This window comes from Streptomyces sp. AM6-12, from assembly GCF_044327085.1.
Classification (GTDB): Bacteria; Actinomycetota; Actinomycetes; order Streptomycetales; family Streptomycetaceae; genus Streptomyces.
The window spans coordinates 2,126,277-2,141,768 of sequence record NZ_JBIQWN010000001.1; the positions used below are offsets into that span (position 1 = coordinate 2,126,277).

Sequence of the window (15,492 nt, forward strand, 5' to 3'; positions counted from 1 at the left end):
CCCGGCGGGGCTCAGCCCCGCACGCCCCGCAGCGCCATCCTGACTGCCGCGTCGGTCACCGCCGCCGGGTCCTCCGCGCCGAGCTCGATCCGCCGTACCGCCGCGTCCACGACGCCCTGGAGCAGCATCGCCGCCAGCCGCGGCTGCTCCTGCCCCAGCTCCCCCAGCGCCTCGACGATCATCGCGACCAGCTCGCCGTGCGCCGCCCTGATCTTCTCCCGCGCCCCGGCGTCCAGCTCGCTCGCGGAGATCGCCACGACCGCCCGGTGCCGGCGGTCCCCGACGAGGGCCAGCTGCCGGCGGACGTACGCCTCGACCTTCCCCTCCGGCGAGTCCGCGTGCTCCATGGCCGCGGCCACCTCCGCCGCCCACAGCGGGAAGTCGGCCTCGCACAGCTCCTCGACCACGGCCGCCCGCGAGCGGAAGTACTCGTACACGGAGGACCGCGCGAGGCCCGTGCGCTCGGCCAGCGCGGGGAAGGTCAGCGCCTCCGTCCCGCCCTCGGACAGCAGGGAACGAGCCGCGTCCAGCAGGGCGGCTCGCTGCATCGACCGGTGCTCGGCCACGGAGGCCGCTCGAATCCTTGGCACGTCGACCACTTTAGGACGCGCCCGCGTCCGGCGGTGTCCGCTCAGCGCCCGAAGCTCGCCAGCTTGGCCCGCAGCTGGAGCACCGATTTGGTGTGGATCTGGCTGACCCGGCTCTCGGTGACTCCGAGCACATTGCCGATCTCGGCGAGCGTGAGGCCCTCGTAGTAGTAGAGCGTGACGACCGTCTTCTCCCGCTCGGGCAGCGTGTTGATGGCCCGCGCGAGGAATCTGCGCAGCTCCCGGTCCTCGGCCACCTCCACGGGGTTGTCCGCGGCGGTGTCCTCCAGCGTGTCCATCAGGCTGAGCCGGTCCCCGCCGTCGCCGCCGACGTGCAGCAGCTCCTCCAGGGCGACCACGTTGGCGAGCGACAACTGGCTGAAGACGGCGTGCAGTTCGTCCACCTCCATGCCCAGCTCCGCGGCCACCTCGCTCTCGCTCGGGGTGCGCCGCAGCCGGGCCTCCAGGGTGGCGTAGGCGCGCTCGACATTGCGCGCCTTCTGCCGCACCGAGCGCGGGATCCAGTCCAGCGCCCGTAGCTCGTCGATCATGGCGCCGCGGATCCGGGTGATCGCGTACGTCTCGAACTTGATCTCCCGGTCGATGTCGAACTTCTCGATCGCGTCGATCAGCCCGAACACCCCGGAGGAGACGAAGTCGGCCTGCTCCACGTTGGGCGGCAGGCCGACGCTCACCCGGCCCGCCACGTATTTCACGAGCGGCGAGTAGTGCAGGATCAGCTGCTCCCGCAGCCGCTCGTCCCCCGTCGCCTTGTACGACCGCCACAGCTCGTCGAGCGTCGAGGGAGCGGGCGGCCGCACGCTGCCACCGTCGCGGGCGGCTGGGGGGATCGCCGCCCGGTCGGACCCGGAGGTGTGCTGGGGCATTCGTCGCCTTGTGCCGTTCTGCCGTGAAGTGCCGTCAAGTGCCGTGACTGTGAGTGCGGTGCAAAAAGGTGGTGGGCCGAAAGGGGCCGCCTGGGTGAGGTGTCGGTCTGATGTCGAGTTGGCGTGGTCTGTGCGGACGTCTTCGTGAGCGTAGCGTGACTGAGGAGTCGCGGTGTGCGAACGACGAGGCACCACCCGTGCGCGGGTCCCAAAGGCCCCTTCGGCATCACCTTCCGCAGCTCGCTCTGTGTGATGGCCGATGGGTGCCAACTCCGGGAAACTCCAAGGGCGTCGGGTGTTCCCCCGGACGGCCGAACACACTCGGTCAGCATGGGGGGCGCCCCGTCCGGGCCGAGATCACCGCCTGGCGTGTCAACTTCCAGCCATCGCCGTGTCGTTCGACGTATCCAAGTGCTCGGAGTTCGTACAGTCTCGCGATCGCCTCGTCCGGGGTGGTGCTGGCGGCCGCCGCGAGTTCCCCGGCGGGGGCCGCGCGGTCGCCGGGCAGCGCGGCGAGGACGGTTCTCGCGGCCGGGGTCAGCAGGTCGCGGGGCAGCACCGGGCCGGTGCGCGGCGGGGCCAGGTCGCCCATGTCGCCGACGAGTTCGGCCACCTCGGCGGCGTCCGTGACGAGGGTGGCCTCGCCGCGCAGCAGCTCGTGCACCCCGGCGCTGAGGGCGCTGGTGACCGGGCCCGGCACGCCCATGGTGTGTCTGCCCAGGCGCTGCGCGGCCCGCGCGGTGGCGAGCGAGCCGCTGCGGCAGGCGGCCTCCATGACGACGGTGCCCCTGGTCAGGGCGGCGATGACCCGGTTGCGCAGGATGAAGCGGCTCGGGGTCGGGTGGTCGCCCGGCGGCAGCTCGCCGATCACTAGGCCCTGCCCGGCGATCCGCTCGATCAGGGTGGTGTGGCCGCGGGGGTAGGGCCGGTCGACGCCGCTGGCCAGGACGGCGACGGTGGCTCCGCCGGCGGCGAGGGCGCCGCGGTGGGCGGCGGCGTCGATGCCGTAGGCGCCGCCGGAGACGACGACCCAGCCGCGCTCGGCGAGGCCGGCGGCGAGGGTCGCGGCGACATGGGTGCCGTACTCGGTGCAGGCGCGGGCGCCGACCACGGCGACGGAGCGCAGGGCCCACATGCGCAGGCTGGGGCGGCCGCGGACCCAGAGCCCGAGGGGGCGGGCGTCGGCGAGGTCGTCCAGTTGTCCCGGCCACTCGGGGGTGCCCGGCGCGACGAACCGGGCGCCCACCGCCCGCGCCCGGAGGAGGTCCCGCTCCGGCTCGGCGCGCGCGGCCCGCGCCAGGAGCCCGGCCCACCGCACCTTGCCGACCCCCGGCAACGGCTCACCCCCCGCCTTGATCCGCCGCACCACCTCCCCCACCCCGAACTCCCTCACCCACCGCCCCCCGACCTCATCCCCCGGCTCGATCACCCGCCCGAGGAAGACACGGCCGAGGGTTTCCTCGTCCAGCTTCCGGGGCGGGTTCTCCTCTCCTTCGCTCATGTCAGCGCGCCGATGGTCATCGGGACCCCGCGCGGGACGCCGGTGCGCAGGTGCAGGGCGAGGGCGACATCGCTCGCGTCCGGGCGGTCGTGTCCGACGAGGTCGGCGACCGTCCAGGCGACGCGCAGCACCCGGTCGATGCCGCGGGCGGTGAGCACGCCACGCTCCAGGTTGCGCTCGGCCTCGTCCATCGCGCCGGGGACGGACTGGAACCGGCTGCGCAGCTCCCTGCCGGGCACCTCGCTGTTGGTGCGCCAGGGAGTCCCGGCGAGGCGGGCGGCCGTACGCTGCCTGGCGCTCCGGACCCGGTCCGCGACGGTCGCCGTGGACTCTCCCCGAGCGCCCGGCGCGGTGAGCTGGGCGCGGGTGACCGCATCGACCTCGACGCGCAGGTCCACCCGGTCCAGGAGCGGGCCGGAGAGCCGGGCCTGGTAGCGGCGGATCGCCGAGGGCGGGCACTCGCACAGGGCGTCGCGCTGGGAGAAGCGGCCGCAGGGGCAGGGGTTGGCCGCCAGCACCATCAGGAAGCGTGCCGGAAAGCGGACCACTCCCGCGCTGCGCGCGATCACGACATGCCCGGCCTCCAGGGGCTGCCGCAGGGCGTCCAGGGTCTGGCTGTGGAACTCGGGGGCCTCGTCGTCTTTAGCGACTCCCTGAGCGACCGTATCGGGATTGACCTGCATTGATGCTTCGCGGTCATGTCTGAAGGGAGCCCGCTCGTCCTTGTTCATCGGAATTGTCAGTGCCTGATGCAAGTCTTGTTGGTCTCGTGACAACTACCAGTGATCGCAGGGGCAGTGATGGGCCAGGCAACCTCCAAGGATCGCGAGTGTGTGAAGTGTGGTCGGGTCTTTCGAGGCACCCATCTGCGCTGTGCTCCGTGTCAGACCACGGACAGAATCTGCGCGTCATGCAGTCGAGCGTTCCGTGGCCGGGGCTTGAAATGCGACCTGTGTCGCCGCAAGAACCGGACGTGCAGCGAGTGCAAACGGCCCTTCTTGGGCAACTCGATGCGGTGCTCTAGCTGCTGGGGCGGCCAGAAGGCTTGTGCCGAGTGCGGGACCCTGTTCAAGGGGACGAGCCACCGATGCCAGACCTGCCGGGCTGAGAAGCGCCACTGCGCCGAGTGTGAACGCCCCTTCAAGGGCCTGACGGCACTTTGCGGGATCTGCCAGGCAGTAGCGCGCGAGTGTGTCACCTGCGGCCGCTCCTTCCGCAGCCGCGATCGCCGCTGCGGTGTCTGTTACTGGAACGACCTTCCGCGGGAGCATCGGGCTGCTCGGCTGAGGTCTGCCCAGAACCGTCGCCGCGCACTGAAGCAGGCCGCGCAGGTTGACGGGCCAGTCCCCGCCGCGGAGTATGCGGCGATCCTCGCCTCGGGCCCGTGTGTCTACTGCGATGCTGCGGCTGAGCATGTGGACCATGTCCGCCCGCTCAGCAAGGGTGGGTGGGAGCACGAATCGAACCTCGTCCCGGCGTGCGAAGCCTGCAACCTGAGCAAATACAACACGCTGCTCGATCAGTGGATCCCCGACCGTGTCCTTCATGGCGTCCTGGCGTCACCGAAGGTCGCTGCCGAATACGCGCGCGTATCCGGTACGGACGGGGATCCCGCGAGCGCGGTTTAGCGGGTTTCCAGCAGCTCGGCTTCTAGGGCGGCGATGCGCTTGTCTGAGAATCGGAGGTTGGAGCGTGCGCCTTCGAGTCGTTCCTGGAGCTTGCGGTGCTCTTGAGTCAGTTGCTGGACTCGGTGCTTGAGGGTGGTGTTCTCGCTGATCAGGTGCTGGACGGACTCGCCGGGGACCATCTGGTCGAAGTCGCGGATCTGTCCCATGAGCTCGCCGATCCGTTGCCGCTGGACCAGGACCTCTTTCTGGGTGCGGGTGAGTTCTGCTTCGGCGTTCAGGGCCCGCTCGCGCCAGGTTGCTTCGATGCGCTCGTGTTCGGCCTGGCCGGCGGCAACACGTCGGCTGCGGCTGTCGGTGACGGCGTTTTGGACGAGTGCGCGAGCGTCCGTGTTCTCGTAGAGGAACGTGGAGGACACGTCGGCGCGTTCAGCGATGGCGCGGACGGTCAGGCGGCCGCGATCGCGGCGAAGCTGGCCGATTGCGGTGGTGACGCGGTCCAGCTTCTCTTTGGTCTGTGTGCGGCGGGCGGCGATGGCAGCCGCAGTGTTCGAGGGCCTCATGCGGGATCTCCTGCGTCTTGAAGACGGGCGAGTTCCTGTGCTCGGAACGCGGTGGCCCAGACCCGGCCGAAGTAGTCCTGAGGTCGGCGCAGGTCCAGCTCGAGGGCCTCGTCGAGGAGACCAACGGCTGCCAGGGCCTTCTCCAGGCCGCTGATCGCGAGGGCGGTGGGCTCGAAGAGGTCGTGGAGATAGTCCGCGGTGGCAGGGTCGGGCGCCCCTTCGGCGACCATGCGCCATTGCTCGCGTTTGCGGTGCCAGTAAACGAGGTCAGCGCCGGAGAGGACGAACTTGTCGCAGTTGTGGCAGTCCATGTTCCAGGGGCAGGCATTGCCGTCGACGACGGGCTGGAAGGTGCAGAAGCCGCCCTCGGCCGGGGTGGACCGGCGTGTGAGGTCGATGGCCAGCGCCTCGGCCTGTTCACGGGTCATGGGTTCGCCCGACGACAGGAGGAGACCTGGCTCGGCGGCTCCGGGCCCGGCGACCCACAGCGTGTTGAGGGCCTCGTTCAGCCTGGGGTCGGTGTTGGCGATGTGCGCGTAGTGCTCAGCCATGGCCTCGGAGACCTGTCCGAGGTAGCGCTTGACGTGGGAGAGGTTCGCGCCGGCCTTGAGGAGTTTGGTGGCCAGGGTGTGGCGGGCCTGGTGAGGGACGCCTCGGATGTCGAGTTCGTTGACCCAGGTGGAGAAGCCGGTCTGGAAGAAGCCGTAGCTGACGCTCCGCAGGGCGGCGCGATTGGTAGAGCGGCGGGGAAAGAGCGCGATGAGGGTTCGCTCTTCCGGGGTGGGCTTGCGCCCGAACCGTTCGACGAAGCGTTCGATGGTTTTGGCCTGGCGGACCTCAAGGCGGTCGACGAGCCGTTCGGGGATGCGGATTCCCTCGTCGAGATTCCCGACTTTGGTCTGGTCGTGCCAGAGCACGGGCAGGCCGTTGATCCGACCGAGGCACTCGAGCCGGAGTTTGATGATCTCGTTCGCGCGGCGGCCGGTGAAGACCAGGGCCTCCCAGATGTCCCGCAGGCCGCGGTCTTCGACGTCGTGCTGGTCGAGGAGTTTGAGGTTGTCGTCGGTGGCGAGTGCCCGGGCGACCTCGTCGGAGAACGGTTGGCGCCGGCCACCGCGCGAGGTTCCGCCGTTCGGGACGGCGGTGACGAAGCGGCGGTCGAGGCCGGCGGTGGTGGTGAGGCCCTCGTCCATGCCGAACCTGAGCAGTCGTCGGACACCTGTGAAGATCCGGCCGACCGCATCCGGGGTCACGCGGGGCTGTGTGCGGCCGCGGCCTCCGGGGTCTGTGTGCAGGCCGAGGGGCTCCAGTCCGTTGCGGCCCCGATGGCGCTGGTCCGCGACGAAGTCCAGCATGTGCTGCTCGGTCAGCCGTCGGGGGTCGTTGCCGCCCGCCGGTGCCTGCGCGTTCAGGTAGGCGCTGAGTTCGGTGCAGGCCCGGCGGATGGCCTTGAAGGTGGTCTGGGAACGGGGCGGCTTGTTTCGCATCAGGTTGTCGTAGAAGTCCCAGAGGATGTCCCGTAGCCAGGTCTGGGAGATGCCGGTCAGGTCGAAGTGACTGCTGCAGTTGGGGAAGATCACGCCGTAGTGGGCGGTCTCGAAGAACCCGGACTGCTTGGTGTCCTGGCGGGTGAAGTAGACGAGTCGCAGTTCGCCGAGCATCGCCTTGACGATCTTCTGGTGGTGGTCCGTGAGGCCGTCGAGGTCGAGATCAGTTAGGGAACTCGCATCGTGGTCACGGCAGTACTGGGCGATGCTCTGGATGAACCGCAGCGGCCAGTAGGCGCCTTCGATCACGGTCTGGGAATGGTGGGACAAGATCCACTGGAGCTCGGCCTTCACCAGCGGCCGCAGTCCGAGCAGGGAGAGGGTGCCCGTCATGCGGACGATGGCCGGAGCGGTCCGGCACCACTGGTTGAACGCCGCCTCGTTGCCGTAGGTGATCGGTCCGTGGCCGTGCGGGCCGGAACGCAGCGAGCCGTGCCGGCGGTCCGGGACCCGGGCGTCGCCCGGCCGGCCCTGGCGGTTGTAGAGGGTGCTGTGCCGGGAACACAGGCGGAGCGGGTGGGGATCGGCGAGTTCACTGCAGGCCAGCACCCGGCACTTGCCCATGCCGGGCAGCGATCTCTGGCGGGGCAGCCAGTCCTCGAGCTGCGGTTGCAGCCCCTTCTTGCGTTCATAGCGTTCCCAGCCGGTCCACCGTTTCGCGTGGACGGTGCAGAACCCCATGTGGCCGACGGCCGGCAGGTCCGGGCAGATCAGGCAGGGGCGGGGGTCGGACCAGCTCCGGGTCTGGAGCGGTTCGGCGATGTCGAGGAACGAGGTGTAGGTGGAGCCGTCCGCGCGGTGGGCCGCCCACTGGTCCTGGTGGCTGTGGCAGAGGTCCCAGTTGCCTTCCTTGCTCCGCTGGCAGTCCTCGACCTTGCATCGCCATCCGTAGGCGGGGTGGTCTCCGGGGATCTGGAGCACATCCCCGCGGAAGACGGGATCGAAGGAGGGGCCAGCGATGAGCGCGTGGAGGATCTCCAGGCGGTCGGCGACCGTGCGGGTGGCCGCGTGCTGGTTGACCAGCAGCGAGAGAACTGAGTGGGTGGTGGTCCTCATTCGGTGTCCCCCCAGACCTCGGTCAGGGCCGCGGAGAACTCCGGGGAGTGCAGGTCCGGGTGGCCGTAGACCTCGTCGACCATAGCGGCTGACGCCCAGTTGCCGACGGCCTTGGCCACGAGCGGGTCGCCTTTCGCCGCTTCCAGGACCTTCGACGTGGTCGTGTGCCGGAACGCGTGCGGCTTGATGCGGCCGGGCAGTTTGGCCCGCCGTCCCGCCCGCCGCAGCATTCCGCGGGCCGCGTCCGCAGTCCACGGTTCGCCGATGGCCGGGCCGGCCAGCTGGATGAGGAGCATGCCGTGACCTGCGGCGTGTTTTGCGTACTCGGTGGTCATGTACTTGAAGTAGGAGCTGACCATGGCCGGGCTCGCCCGGTAAATCTCACCGCCGCAGATCACCCCGTCGGTCAGGCGCCAGTCTTCCTTCCGCTTTGCCCTGGCCCGGTTGGGGTTGTTGTGGCGGTGGCAGACGTGGACGTGCGGGCTTTTGCACTCGCCGCAGGCCGCGTCCTCCCGCAGGTGCAGGTCGACCAGGTGGAAGCCGGTCAGGGCGCCGATCCTCAAGGTCGAGTCGGAGAGCCAGGTCACGACCATCGCGTCGCGGGCCGTGTTCACCGAGGCCAGCAGGTCCGGCCGGGCCCCGTCGGGCAGCATCTTCGGATGCCGGCGCCCCGGGCCCTTCCCCGGTGCCAACGGATTCGCTGCCATCGAGGTCTTCACATGCCCCAGGAAGGCCCTCCGGCGGTCCGCCGTGGTGGGCAGCCGCGTGACGTCCAGAGCCTCACGGAGGGTCTGATTGATGCCCCGCTTCACGCACTGGTGCAAGTAGAAGTTCTTCAGGACCGTCGCCGAGATCGACAGGGCAGAGGTGCCGTACGGACGCTTCGGGGGCAACCGCCACGGCTGCCCGTACGGCATCGGCACCTGTGCCCCCACCGCCCCCTGGTACCGCTGGAGGTCCTGGAGCGTGATCGTCTCCGTGGTCAGACTCTCGCGGAGACGCCACCGGAGGTGATCGACGAGGTAGTACGCGTACGGCTCCTGCGAACCCGAGCCCTCGTAGAGACGCAGATAGCTATCGGCTTCCTCGTCGGGCGTGTAGTCCGGCCAGAGAATCGAGAACGACCAGCTGCCGTCAACCCGTCTGACCTTCTGAACACGCAGGTCCTCCAGCACCAGATTGCTTCTCACCAGGGCTTCCCTCCGAGTCGTCCCGTACGGCACGAAGAGAAACAGATCGGTAGCTAAAGGTTGACGTGAAGCGGTCGTCCTTCACCTCAACGGGTGACACGGACGCTGAGTCGGTGCTCGCTAAAGTCCAGGAACAGCACACCGCGATGGGCGAGGGACACCGCCCCCGGACGCGCGATGCCGGGCCCACCGCCCACGAGTGACTGCATCGTCGCCGAGTGGTGCGGGGCGCAGTAGGGCGCGATGTCGATGAGCGGCTTGCCCGGTGGCAGCAGCCCCGCCACCGAGTGCACCGCCGTGACCTCCAGCGACTCCTCCCTGGTGAGCCTCGGCAGTACGGCGGGCAGGCGTTCGGCCAGCATCGTCTTGCCGGCGCCCGGCGGTCCCTCCAGGAACAGGTGGTGCCCGCCGGCGGCGGCCACCTCCACGGCCGTGCGGGCCGAGGTCTGGCCGACGACATCGGCCAGGTCGGGATCGGATTCGTGCTGGGCCGCGCCGAGGCTGCGCATGCCGGTGGCGGCGCCGGTGCCCGGCACCCGCAGCCCGGCCAGCAGCGGGTCCGGGCGGCCCTGTTCGTCGGCCTCCTCCTCGGGCACGGGTTCCTCGGCCAGCACCGCGATGAGCTGGCGCAGGCTGCGGACGCCGAGCACCGACACGCCGGGGACCAGCGCGGCCTCCGCGGCGGCGCACTCGGGCACGACCACCTGCTCGTAGCCCGCGTCGGCGGCGGCCAGCACGGCGGGCAGGATGCCGCGCACGGGGCGCACCCGGCCGTCCAGGCCCAGCTCGCCGATCATGACGATGTCGGCGAGCACGCGTGGGTCGATGCGTTCGGCGGCGCCGAGGACCGCGCAGGCCACGGCCAGGTCGAACCCGGAGCCGGCCTTCGGCACCGAGGCGGGGCTGAGCCCGACGGTGAGCTTCTTCTGCGGCCACTCGGCGCCGGAATTCACCACCGCCGCGCGCACCCTGTCCCTGCTCTCCGTCAGGCTCTTGTCCGGGAGGCCGACCAGGGTGAAGGCGGCGACGCCGGGTTCGAGGTCGGCTTGGACCTCGACGACCACGCCCTCGACGCCGACCAGGGCGACGGAGCAGGTGCGGGCGAATGCCATTCAGGCCACCCCCCGCGCGTGCTCGACCCGCGGGGCGCCGCGGCCGGGGACGAGGACACCGACCAGGTCGATGCGGACGCCGCCCGGTGGGGCGCCGCCGTGGGCGTGGATCCAGCGTTCCGCGAGGTCGCGCAGCCGGGTGGCCTTTTCCGGGGTCACCGCGGCCATGGGATGTTCGTAACGGCCGCCCGCGCGGGTCTTGACCTCGCAGACGACCAAGACCTCGCCGTCCCTGGCCACGATGTCGATCTCGCCGCTGCGCCCGGCGCGCCAGTTGCGCGCCAGGATCGTCATCCCGCCCTCGGCCAGCCGCCGGGCGGCCAGGTCCTCTCCGTACCTGCCGATCGCTTCTCGTGCGTTCATGTCGGCACCACCTCCGGCGCCAACCGTCACGCATCCACCCGAGGAAAGTGGATCTTGGTGGGCTGCCGGGTGGTTGTGGAAAACCCTGTCACCCGGACGGCGTAACCGAGCGCAAACGCGCAGGTCATCAGCCGCCCGGCAGTTCCAGGTCGCTCTTGTTCAGCTCCTCGATGTTCACGTCCTTGAACGTGAGCACCCGGACCTGCTTGACGAACCGGGCCGGCCGGTACATGTCCCAGACCCAGGCGTCGGCCATCGTCACCTCGAAGAACACCTCTCCCTGGACCGAGTGCACCTGCATCTCGTAGTCGTTGGTGAGGTAGAAGCGCCGTTCCGTCTCGATCACGTATTTGAACAGACCGACGACATCTCGGTACTCCCGGTAGAGCTTCAGCTCCATCTCGGTCTCGTACTTCTCGAGGTCCTCGGCGCTCATGGCATGTTCCCCTTCAGCCGTGCGATCCCCCCATTGTGCGCCAGTTCCCCTGGCTCTCAGACGATTTCCGTGTCGAGGGTCAGGGGGCCGGCCGGGGGACCCTCGTCGAGCAGCGTGCGCAGCAGCTCGGCGAGTCTGGTCGGATACACCGTCTCATGTGCCCGGCTCAGTTCCCGGCACGTCCACCAGCGCGCTCCGGCGACACTGCGCCGCTCCAGCTCCGTCAGGCCGGCCGGCGCCGTCGCGGTCTGGGTCGTACGGGCCAGGTAGTACCACTCGTCCTGGTCCCAGCGGCGGCCCGCGAACGGGAAGGAGCAGCGGCGCCGCCACAGCACCGGGCCGAGGTCGACCTCGGTGATGCCGGTCTCCTCGGCGAGTTCCCGCAGCGCCGCCTGGGCGCGGGTCTCGGCGCCCTCCACGCCGCCGCCGGGGGTGAACCACCAGTCGTCGGCGGGGTCGTCGGGCTCATGGCCGTGCAGCAGCAGGATGCGGTCCGCGGGGTCGAGCAGCACCACGCGGGCCACCTTGCGCAGGCCCCCTTCGTACGGCGGCTGCTCGCACCCGGGCTCAGCGGACACCGGCCGCCTCCGCGCGGGCCGTACGGGCGCGGGAGCGGCCGGCCCGCTTGGCGATCGGGCCGTAGGCGCCGCCGCCGAGGACGAGGACGGCGCCGGCCACGATCAGCAGCTCGATCGTGGAAAGCGGTCCCGGCCGCGACAGGGCGCCCAGCGCCTCGAACCCGGTGGGGCGCTTCAGCCCGCCCTTCCAGGGGAAGACGACGGCGTCCACGCGGGCGATCACGGCGGTGCGGGAGACGGTGCCCTTGGCGGCGTCCGTGAGGTGGGCGGTGGAGTCCAGGGAGCCCTGGCGTTCGTCGCCGAGCAGAAACAGCCGGCCCTTGGGCACGGTCACGGTCGGGAAGTTCTGGTTCTCGGCCGCGGTCCCCTCGGGCAGGTACGGCTCCTCGATCTGCTTGCCGTCGACGGTCAGCTTGCCGTCCGTGCAGCAGGAGACGGTGTCGCCGCCGACCGCGACCACGCGCTTGACCACGTCGGAGCCGGTGACCCAGCTGCTGTCGCGGAAGACGACCACATCGCCGCGGCGCACCTCGTCGCCGTCCACGCGCTGGGCGAGCACCCGGTCGCCCGCGTCGATGGTGGGGGTCATGGAGCTGGTGGGCACGGTGTACGGCCGATAGCTCACGGCCGCCCAGCCGAAGCCGCCGAGGAACAGCACCAGGCCCAGGGCCACGGCCACCCCGGACAGCCGCTGACCGAGCCGGCCGCCGGCCGCCGCCGTGCCGTTGCCGCCGCTGCGCGGGGCCGTACGCGTCGCACTCTCACCACCCATGGACCCGCACCCTACCTGTCGGTACCGAGCGTGGTCAGCCCCTCTTCCAGTACCTGGGGCACAGCTTTCCCGGAGCTTCACACGCGGTCCGGGGAAGCGTGGGCGGGGCGCTCAGCGCTGTCCGGCCGAGGACTTCGGCAGGGCGTCCGAGCGCAGCCGGTCCGCGCGCCTGCGCCGCCACACCACGACGGGGGCGACGGCCGCGACGGCGACGCCCTCGGGGGCGACCGTCAGGGACGCGGCGGAGGAGGACTGCTGGTTGCCCAGACCGGGCTGGTCGAAGGTGTCCGGGACGGGCAGGGTGCCCCAGTGGCTGATGGGCCAGGCCTTGACGATGGCGCGGCCGACGACCTTGTCGACGGGGACGAAGCCGTGGTTCTTGTCGGTCTGGTTGTAGCGCGAGTCCCGCGAGTTCTGCCGGTGGTCGCCCATCACCCACAGGTAGCCCTTGGGGACCTTCACCTTGAACTGGCCGCCCTGGTCGTCCTGGCTGCACGGGGTGTTGCCGGGGTAGACATACGGCTCGTTCAGCGCCTTGCCGTTGACCAGCAGGGGGCCGGTGCCCTTGCACTCGACGGTGTCGCCGCCGACGCCGATCACGCGCTTGATCAGGTCCTTCTCATTCGCGGAGGGCATCAGACCGACCCAGCTGAGGACCTTCTGCACCGCGTTCGGGTTCGGCGCGGGCTCGCCCGCCAGCCAGTCGTCCGGGTCGTGGAAGACGACGACCTCGCCGCGCTCGGGCTTGGAGCCGAACCACGGGGTGAGCTTGTCGACCAGGACGCGGTCGCCGATCTGGAGGGTGTTCTCCATCGAGGCGGAGGGGATCGAGAACGCCTGGACCAGGAAGGTCTTGATCAGCAGCGCCAGGACCAGCGCGATCACGACCAGGATCGGCAGCTCCTTCCAGAAGGAGCGCGGCTTCCTGGGCGGCGGCGGGGCATCGCCCGCGCCCGCGCTCCTGGAGCCCTGTCCGTCGCGCGGTGCGCCGTCGTCGCCCGCCGCTTCATTCCCGGTGGTCATGGCGCCGTCCGTACCTGAGTCGTCCGCCTCCGCGGGGTTCCCGCGGTGCTCCTCGCCGTCGTGACCCGACCGTGCGCCAACCGCCACATCCCCCACTCCAACTCCTTACTCCGTGCCGCCGCCCGCGCCACAGACGGCGCAGGCCCACCACTCCCATAACGAGCGGGAGTTCCGCAGGGGTCGGGAGTCGGGTCATTCCGTTCGGATTCTCATGGTCAACCCTATGCGACGGGGGCGGAGCGGCAGCCGCCCTCGTCCCGGCACGGGCAACGCTTGCAAAGGTTTTAGGTTCCTCCAGGCGCGTCCAGTGGCCGATCGGCCAGCCGATCCACATGGCCCGTCCGACCACCGATTTCACCGACACCGTTCCGCCGTACGGGGAGTTGCGGTGGTAGCGGGAGTCCGCGGACTCGCCCCGGTGGTCGCCCATCACCCACAGCCGGCCCTTCGGGACGGTGACGTCGAAGCGGATGTCAGACGGGTCGTTGCCCGGATAGAGGTAGTCCTTCTCGGACAGCGGAACGCCGTTGACGGTGATCCGCCCTTGCGCGTCGCAGCACTTCACATGGTCGCCGCCGACCCCGATGACCCGCTTGATCAGGTCCTTCTCATTGGAGGACGGCAGCAGCCCGATGAAGCTGAGGCCCTCCTTGAGCTGTTTGACGACGACCGGGTCCGGCTTCTGGGCGGCCTCCTCGCCCGCCAGCCAGCCGCCCGGGTCACGGAAGACGACGACGTCCCCGCGCTCGGGCTGGGAGCCGAACCACGGCGTCAGCTTGTCGACCAGGACGCGGTCGCCGACCCGGATCGTCTGCTCCATGGAGCCGGACGGGATCACGAAGGCCTGGACGAGGAAGGTCTTCAGTACCAGCGCGATCAGCACCGCGACTCCCACCAGAAGGGGGATCTCCCGGACGGCTGAACGTCTGCGCTTGCGCTTGACCTTGCGCTGGAGTTTCCGCCGTTCCGCGCGGGTGCGGCCGCCGCCGGGCGCGGAGCTGCGCCGGGAGGCGGCGGTGGCCGGCCCTGAGCCGGCCGGACCGGAGCTCGCGCGCGGCTTGCCGCGGTTACCCATGGGCGCCGCCCGTCGCCGCCGGCACACGCGCGTAGGCGGACGGCCGGGTCAGATGGGTCCAGTGGCGGTACGGCCAGACGATCCAGTCGGCCCGGCCGATGACGCGGCCGACCGGGATCATGCCGCCGCCCGGCGAGCCGAGGTGGTCGCGGGAGTCGCTGGAGTCGCTGCGGTGGTCACCGAGGACGAACAGGGTGCCCGGCGGCACCACGATGTTGAACGGCACGCTGGAGGGGCTGTCCCCGGGGTAGAGGAACGCCGATTCGTCGACCGCGCGGCCGTTCACGTCGATCCTCCCCCGCTTGTCGCAGCAGACCACATGGTCCCCGCCCACCCCGACGACCCGCTTGATGTAGTCGCCGTCCCCGAAATACCCGCTTCCGTCGAACACAATCACGTCCCCGCGGGCGGGTCCGGCGCCGAAGCGGTAGGTCAGCTTGTTCACGAGGACGCGGTCGCCGATCCGCAGTCCCTGCTCCATGGACCCGCTCGGGATCTGGAAGGGCTGCACCACGAAGGTGCTCAGCAGGAGCAGGAACACCAGGCAGGCGAAGAGGGTGAGGGTGACGCGGCCGCCCGGCAGCCATTCGGCGATCCGGGCCGGCAACGCGAAACGCGACCGCTCCTCCGGGTCCGGGGAATCCGGACGGGAGGTGCGGTCGCGCTTCGTCGGCTGTGCTTCGGTGTCCATCGGGGCGAGATGTTATCCGGCCCCGCTGTGACTCCGGGGAGGCGCTCAGTTCTCGCGCTTCTCCTTGATCTTCGCGGCCTTGCCGCGCAGCTCACGGAGGTAGTAGAGCTTGGCGCGGCGCACGTCACCACGGGTGACCAGCTCGATCTTCTCGACGATCGGGGTGTGCACCGGGAAGGTGCGCTCGACGCCGACGGAGAACGAGACCTTGCGGACCGTGAAGGTCTCGCGGACACCGGAGCCCTGGCGGCGGATCACGACGCCCTTGAACTGCTGCACACGGGAGCGGTTGCCCTCGATGACGCGCACGTGGACGTTGACCGTGTCACCCGGACGGAAGGCCGGGAGGTCGGTGCGCAGCGACGCGGAGTCGACGGTGTCGAGCAGGTGAGACATTTCGTCTGCTTTCTTCGCTGATGCCACAGGTCATCAACGGGACTGAAGAGGTACAGGTTGGTGCCGCGCGTGTCGGGTCGGGCGTCTTGT

At 70.2% G+C, this 15,492-nt stretch carries 15 protein-coding genes and 2 pseudogenes; 1 reads left to right on the top strand and 16 read right to left on the bottom strand.

From position 1 onward, the window contains the following. Positions 1–11: 11 nt before the first annotated feature. From ACE4Q9_RS09395 to ACE4Q9_RS09410, 4 genes and pseudogenes are all read right to left on the bottom strand, one after another. Positions 12–566, bottom strand: a complete 555-nt coding sequence (locus ACE4Q9_RS09395; protein ID WP_397987164.1) for a TetR/AcrR family transcriptional regulator — start codon at positions 564–566, stop codon at positions 12–14. Positions 567–631: 65 nt separating this feature from the next. Next, a complete protein-coding gene (gene whiG / locus ACE4Q9_RS09400; protein ID WP_397983786.1) occupies positions 632–1,474 on the bottom strand; it encodes an RNA polymerase sigma factor WhiG in 843 nt (280 codons plus the stop codon). 325 nt (positions 1,475–1,799) lie between these two features. Continuing rightward, the gene (gene dprA / locus ACE4Q9_RS09405) at positions 1,800–2,975 is read right to left on the bottom strand and encodes a DNA-processing protein DprA (protein WP_397983787.1); all 1,176 of its coding nucleotides are present in this window, start codon (positions 2,973–2,975) and stop codon (positions 1,800–1,802) included. Continuing rightward, positions 2,972–3,631 (bottom strand): annotated as a pseudogene (locus ACE4Q9_RS09410) (ATP-binding protein); the annotation flags it as partial. The gene dprA and the pseudogene ACE4Q9_RS09410, both read right to left, overlap by 4 nt. A 354-nt stretch (positions 3,632–3,985) precedes the next feature. Here ACE4Q9_RS09410 and ACE4Q9_RS09415 point away from each other — a divergent pair. Then, positions 3,986–4,603, top strand: a complete 618-nt coding sequence (locus ACE4Q9_RS09415) for an HNH endonuclease (RefSeq protein WP_397987165.1) — start codon at positions 3,986–3,988, stop codon at positions 4,601–4,603. On the opposite strand, the gene ACE4Q9_RS09420 is transcribed toward ACE4Q9_RS09415, so the two are convergent. The 12 genes and pseudogenes from ACE4Q9_RS09420 to rplS all read right to left on the bottom strand — a co-directional run bounded on the left by ACE4Q9_RS09420 (position 4,600) and on the right by rplS (position 15,402). Continuing rightward, on the bottom strand, positions 4,600–5,163 hold the full coding sequence (locus ACE4Q9_RS09420; RefSeq protein WP_397983788.1) for a DUF6262 family protein: 564 nt from the start codon (positions 5,161–5,163) through the stop codon (positions 4,600–4,602). The two genes, ACE4Q9_RS09415 and ACE4Q9_RS09420, sit on opposite strands and share 4 nt — an antisense overlap. Beyond that, on the bottom strand, positions 5,160–7,766 hold the full coding sequence (locus ACE4Q9_RS09425) for a tyrosine-type recombinase/integrase (RefSeq protein ID WP_397983789.1): 2,607 nt from the start codon (positions 7,764–7,766) through the stop codon (positions 5,160–5,162). The genes ACE4Q9_RS09420 and ACE4Q9_RS09425 overlap by 4 nt, the downstream gene beginning before the upstream one ends. After that, positions 7,763–8,956 carry a tyrosine-type recombinase/integrase gene (locus tag ACE4Q9_RS09430; protein ID WP_397983790.1) on the bottom strand — a complete coding sequence of 398 codons (1,194 nt, stop codon included), beginning with the start codon at positions 8,954–8,956 and terminating at the stop codon, positions 7,763–7,765. The genes ACE4Q9_RS09425 and ACE4Q9_RS09430 overlap by 4 nt, the downstream gene beginning before the upstream one ends. Positions 8,957–9,081: 125 nt before the next feature. Continuing rightward, positions 9,082–10,068: pseudogene (locus ACE4Q9_RS09435) on the bottom strand (YifB family Mg chelatase-like AAA ATPase); the annotation flags it as partial. After that, complete coding sequence (locus ACE4Q9_RS09440) at positions 10,069–10,431, bottom strand: YraN family protein (protein ID WP_397983791.1); 363 nt, start codon at positions 10,429–10,431, stop codon at positions 10,069–10,071. It lies immediately after the preceding pseudogene. A 127-nt stretch (positions 10,432–10,558) separates the two neighbouring features. Further along, positions 10,559–10,867, bottom strand: a complete 309-nt coding sequence (locus tag ACE4Q9_RS09445) for a DUF2469 domain-containing protein (protein WP_014675276.1) — start codon at positions 10,865–10,867, stop codon at positions 10,559–10,561. A 56-nt stretch (positions 10,868–10,923) separates the two neighbouring features. Beyond that, a complete protein-coding gene (locus tag ACE4Q9_RS09450; protein WP_397983792.1) occupies positions 10,924–11,445 on the bottom strand; it encodes an NUDIX hydrolase in 522 nt (173 codons plus the stop codon). Continuing rightward, a complete protein-coding gene (lepB, locus tag ACE4Q9_RS09455) occupies positions 11,435–12,217 on the bottom strand; it encodes a signal peptidase I (protein ID WP_397983793.1) in 783 nt (260 codons plus the stop codon). Before lepB (ACE4Q9_RS09455) ends, ACE4Q9_RS09450 begins: the two co-directional genes overlap by 11 nt. 111 nt (positions 12,218–12,328) lie before the next feature. After that, the gene (gene lepB, locus ACE4Q9_RS09460) at positions 12,329–13,336 is read right to left on the bottom strand and encodes a signal peptidase I (RefSeq protein WP_397983794.1); all 1,008 of its coding nucleotides are present in this window, start codon (positions 13,334–13,336) and stop codon (positions 12,329–12,331) included. Beyond that, complete coding sequence (gene lepB / locus ACE4Q9_RS09465) at positions 13,224–14,315, bottom strand: signal peptidase I (protein WP_397983795.1); 1,092 nt, start codon at positions 14,313–14,315, stop codon at positions 13,224–13,226. Before lepB (ACE4Q9_RS09465) ends, lepB (ACE4Q9_RS09460) begins: the two co-directional genes overlap by 113 nt. Next, entirely contained in the window at positions 14,308–15,006 is a 699-nt protein-coding gene (gene lepB / locus ACE4Q9_RS09470; RefSeq protein WP_397983796.1) for a signal peptidase I, read from the bottom strand. The genes lepB (ACE4Q9_RS09465) and lepB (ACE4Q9_RS09470) overlap by 8 nt, the downstream gene beginning before the upstream one ends. Before the next feature lie 45 nt (positions 15,007–15,051). Beyond that, complete coding sequence (gene rplS / locus ACE4Q9_RS09475; RefSeq protein ID WP_397983797.1) at positions 15,052–15,402, bottom strand: 50S ribosomal protein L19; 351 nt, start codon at positions 15,400–15,402, stop codon at positions 15,052–15,054. Positions 15,403–15,492: the final 90 nt, after the last annotated feature.